The sequence below is a fragment of the Natronospirillum sp. genome (assembly GCF_022565775.1).
GTDB lineage: Bacteria > Pseudomonadota > Gammaproteobacteria > Pseudomonadales > Natronospirillaceae > Natronospirillum.
The window spans coordinates 1-3934 of sequence record NZ_JAIUMC010000158.1; the positions used below are offsets into that span (position 1 = coordinate 1).

The following is a 3934-nucleotide window of genomic DNA, read 5'->3' on the forward strand; positions in this document are numbered from 1 at the left end:
CTTCTTTTTGAAGATCAAGTCCGCCTTTCCCGGAAAGGTGCGATGAACCTTTTTTTTGCCTTCAGAACGGCTTCAGAACAGCCAGCAGTACAATACCCACCAAGGGAATCAGTGGCACCTCGTTGAACCAGCGGAAATAGACATGGCTGCGTCGGTTGGTACCGCGCGCCAGTTGCTTCATGTGCGCCAGGCAGATGTGGTGATAGATGACCAGCACCACAACGAGTGCCAGTTTGGCATGCATCCAGCCGACCTGAAGCCAGAAAGGGTGCAGCCACAGCATCCAGATACCGAGCGCCAATGTCAGCACCATGGCCGGCGTCATGATGCCCCGAAACAGGCGACGTTCCATGATCTCGAAACGATCGCGGCTGATCTGGTCGGTAGCTTGGGCATGATAGACAAACAGGCGGGGCAGATAGAACAGGCCTGCGTACCAGGCCACCATGGCGATCAGGTGAAAAGCTTTCACGTACAGATAGGTCATAAAATCTCCTGTGGTCATGCAGCGTCAAGGCTCAGATGCTTCCGTAAAATGTGACCCGCATCCGCCGAGGCTGGCCAGAGGATGATACACTGTATCCCAGTAAGGTGTGAGGTTCCCTACGCTGACCAAGAGCAGTATCATGGCCGGTCAGTATTCGAGGTGGGATGCCCTCAGTTGAGCGCTCTCGCTGGTCCGTGGTGTTTGCCAGGAGTTGCCTATGGCCCGTGTGAACGGTAGCCACATAGATGATCTTGTAGTTGTGCCGCATCGGCCTTGGAGCCTGTTGTTTTCGCGGTTTTTGTCCGTGGCTTTCATGGTGGCACTGGTGGTGGGTGCGTTCGTGTTCGGGCGCACTGACGGGTTGCAGGAAGAGCGGGTTAGTGGTGCTCAGGTGTCCGAGTTGCAGGCGGCCCTTGCCGAGACAGAAGAGACCATTACCACGTTGCGGCAGCGTTTGACGATAGTCGAACGTGGCTCCCAGGTTGATAGGGATGCGGCCGAGCAGGTCCGCCAGACCAACCGTGAATTGCGCGACCAGATAGCCACATTACAGCAGGAAGTTCGCCTTTACAGGGAAGTGATGGCACCGGATGAAAACGGCGTCGGGCTTGCCATTGACGAGTTTTCTGTCGAGTCGAGGGGCGGTAATCAATATGAATTCCTGCTGATGATGACTCATGCCGGAAGCGACGGCACATGGCTGGAAGGCAGTGTGGGGGTCAATATCATTGGCCAGAATGAAGAGGGCGAAACCGTCGTCTATCCTTTGATGGACGTATCGCCCGACATAGATCGAGTGGACATCCGGCTGCGCTATCGCTATTTCCAGGATATTCGGGGTGAAATCGAATTTCCCGAGGGGTTTGCCCCGCAGCAGGTTAGAATCGTAGCACAGGTCACCGGCAACCGGGCGGGTACCCGCGAAGCCGAGATTGACTGGGATGAACTTGGAGACATCTGATGTTTGGTAGTGACAAGAAAGTAGGCAACTTTGACACCACACTGATTTCCGCCAAGGCGGAGGTTGTGGGTGACATCAAGCTGACCGGTGGTCTGCATATTGATGGCCAGGTGACCGGTAATATTCTGGCAGAGCCGGGCAGCAGTGCGGTGGTCAGGGTCAGTGACAAGGGCGTGGTCAAGGGCGAGATCCGCGCTCCGCACGTCATTATCAACGGCCGGGTAAGTGGTGATGTTACCTCGTTCGAGCATGTTGAGCTGGCAAAAAAGGCTGAGGTTAACGGGGATGTTTATTACGCTACCATGGAAATGGTGATGGGCGCTCGAGTCAACGGCAAGCTGCATCACCAGCAGGAAAACAAGGGCGCTGGCAAACGCAAGCTCGGTTTGCTTGGTGGTGAGCAGAAGGCCGCGGGCGCAAAGTCTGATAGTGAGGAGCCGGCTATAGCGACCTCCGATGACGTGGTCACGGCGACCGACAAGGACTCGATCAGCGAAAGCCCTGCGGCTACCGGAACACAGGGCGCCAATGCGCCGGTCAAGTTCAAGAACTGAAAACCTGCCCGGCCAGTTGAATTTGGCTGGGTTTGGCCCCACTTCAGGGGGACGGACAATGTCATATGCGTGTTCAGCGAGGGTTGGTCGGAATGTCTGAAACTGAGATTGAAGTCACCGAGGCCGCAGCAGCCAAAGTGCGCCAGTTGAAAGAGGAAGAAGACAACAGCTACCTCAAGTTGCGGGTCTTTGTGACCGGAGGTGGTTGTGCCGGGTTTCAGTATGGCTTCACCTTTGATGAAGAGATCGCCGAAGACGATGCCGTCATTGAGCATGACGGCGTCGAGTTTCTGATTGATGCTCTGAGCTACCAGTACCTGCAGGGGTCCGTGGTGGATTACGAGGAGGGTCTGCAAGGGGCTCGCTTCCACATTACCAATCCTGCTGCAACCACGACCTGCGGTTGTGGTTCCTCTTTCGGAATCTGAATCTCCGTTCCTGTCCAATCAGTCCCCTCGATCCGGCGCAGATGATATACTCCGCGCCGGTTCAATTTGCCTTGTGTCGGAAGTGGGAAAAAGAGGAAGGTCCTGTACATGCCGTCTGTTGAAGAATCATTGGCCCTGATCAAGCGAGGGGCTGCCGAGATCCTGGTGGAAGAAGAGTTGGTGGCCAAGCTGAAGTCGGGGCGCCCCCTGCGTATCAAGGCCGGCTTTGACCCGACCGCGCCCGATCTGCATTTGGGCCATACCGTGCTGATCAACAAGCTGCGCCAGTTTCAGGACCTGGGCCATGAGGTGCTTTTCCTGATCGGGGACTTCACGGGCATGATCGGTGATCCCACCGGCAAGAATGCCACCCGGCCGCCGCTGACTCGAGAAGATGTGCTGCACAACGCGGAAACCTATAAAGAGCAGGTGTTCAAGATTCTTGATCGTGACAAGACCACGGTCATGTTCAACAGCGACTGGATGAACCGGATGTCTTCGGCCGACATGATCGAGCTGGCAGCCCAGCATTCGGTGGCCCGGATGCTGGAGCGCGACGACTTCAACAAGCGCTTCCGCAGCGAACAGCCGATTGCCATTCACGAGTTCCTTTATCCGCTGGTGCAGGGCTACGACTCGGTCGCCATGAAGGCAGACGTGGAACTGGGCGGCACGGACCAGAAGTTCAATCTGCTGGTGGGTCGTGACCTGCAGCGCCACTGGGGGCAGGAGCCTCAGGTGGTCCTGATGATGCCCTTGCTGGAAGGCCTGGACGGGGTCAACAAGATGTCGAAGTCACTGGGCAACTATGTCGGTATTACCGAGTCGCCAGGGGTGATGTTCAACAAGCTCGTGTCCATGCCGGATGATCTGATGTGGCGGTATTTCGAGCTGCTGAGCCTGCGGCCCATGGCCGAGGTGGGGCAGTTCCGGGCCGACGTGCAGCAGGGAGCCAACCCACGCGACATCAAGATTGTGCTGGCGCGCGAGCTGGTGGCGCGTTTTCATGGTGAAGAGGCTGCGGAAAACGCGCACAAGGGCGCGGGCAATATCATCAGCGAAGGCGAGGTGCCGGAGGGTACACCTGAGGTCGCTCTTGAGCTGGAAGGTCAGGAAGCGGTGCCAATCGCAGCCGTTATCAACCGCGCCGGACTGACCACCAACGCCGCCCAGGCCCGCGACATGCTGAAGAACGGCCGCGTCAAGGTCGACTGGGAGCCCGTCGAAGCACAGCACAAGCTCGCCGCCGGGCGCTACCTGATCCAGGCCGGCAAGAAAAAGATTGCCTGGGTCACGTTGACCACTTGATCTGGAGTAGGCCCAGCGCGGCCCGGCGGCCGCACCATACGTGCCACCGTAGGAGCGCACCCCGTGCGCGATTATAGATTTATGCCCAATGGCCCGACCGGTCAGCAATCCGCGATGGGGTACCTTCCGGACCGTCGCCATGCTCGGGTACATACCTGTGAGACACGCAAAAAACGTCGTCCATGACAGCTCGACC

At 57.5% G+C, this 3934-nt stretch carries 5 protein-coding genes; 4 read left to right on the top strand and 1 reads right to left on the bottom strand.

Annotation, left to right across the window (positions count from 1 at the left end):
• Positions 1-61: 61 nt before the first annotated feature.
• Complete coding sequence (gene hemJ, locus LAT62_RS16130; RefSeq protein WP_293386229.1) at positions 62-487, bottom strand: protoporphyrinogen oxidase HemJ; 426 nt, start codon at positions 485-487, stop codon at positions 62-64.
• A 217-nt stretch (positions 488-704) separates the two neighbouring features.
• On the opposite strand from hemJ, the gene LAT62_RS16135 reads away from it, so the two are divergent.
• The 4 genes from LAT62_RS16135 to tyrS all read left to right on the top strand — a co-directional run bounded on the left by LAT62_RS16135 (position 705) and on the right by tyrS (position 3738).
• Positions 705-1448, top strand: a complete 744-nt coding sequence (locus LAT62_RS16135; RefSeq protein ID WP_293386231.1) for a DUF6776 family protein — start codon at positions 705-707, stop codon at positions 1446-1448.
• The gene (locus tag LAT62_RS16140; RefSeq protein WP_293386233.1) at positions 1448-2002 is read left to right on the top strand and encodes a polymer-forming cytoskeletal protein; all 555 of its coding nucleotides are present in this window, start codon (positions 1448-1450) and stop codon (positions 2000-2002) included. The genes LAT62_RS16135 and LAT62_RS16140 overlap by 1 nt, the downstream gene beginning before the upstream one ends.
• Positions 2003-2094: 92 nt before the next feature.
• Complete coding sequence (gene erpA / locus LAT62_RS16145; protein WP_293386235.1) at positions 2095-2430, top strand: iron-sulfur cluster insertion protein ErpA; 336 nt, start codon at positions 2095-2097, stop codon at positions 2428-2430.
• Between the two features lie 108 nt (positions 2431-2538).
• Complete coding sequence (tyrS, locus tag LAT62_RS16150) at positions 2539-3738, top strand: tyrosine--tRNA ligase (protein ID WP_293386237.1); 1200 nt, start codon at positions 2539-2541, stop codon at positions 3736-3738.
• Positions 3739-3934 lie beyond the last annotated feature (196 nt).

Excerpts from the sequence above, each read along its gene's own strand:
- hemJ (WP_293386229.1), bottom strand. The coding sequence starts at position 487 with ATGACCTATCTGTACGTGAAAGCTTTTCACCTGATCGCCATGGTGGCC.
- LAT62_RS16135 (WP_293386231.1), top strand. The coding sequence starts at position 705 with ATGGCCCGTGTGAACGGTAGCCACATAGATGATCTTGTAGTTGTGCCG.
- LAT62_RS16140 (WP_293386233.1), top strand. The coding sequence starts at position 1,448 with ATGTTTGGTAGTGACAAGAAAGTAGGCAACTTTGACACCACACTGATT.
- erpA (WP_293386235.1), top strand. The coding sequence starts at position 2,095 with ATGTCTGAAACTGAGATTGAAGTCACCGAGGCCGCAGCAGCCAAAGTG.
- tyrS (WP_293386237.1), top strand. The coding sequence starts at position 2,539 with ATGCCGTCTGTTGAAGAATCATTGGCCCTGATCAAGCGAGGGGCTGCC.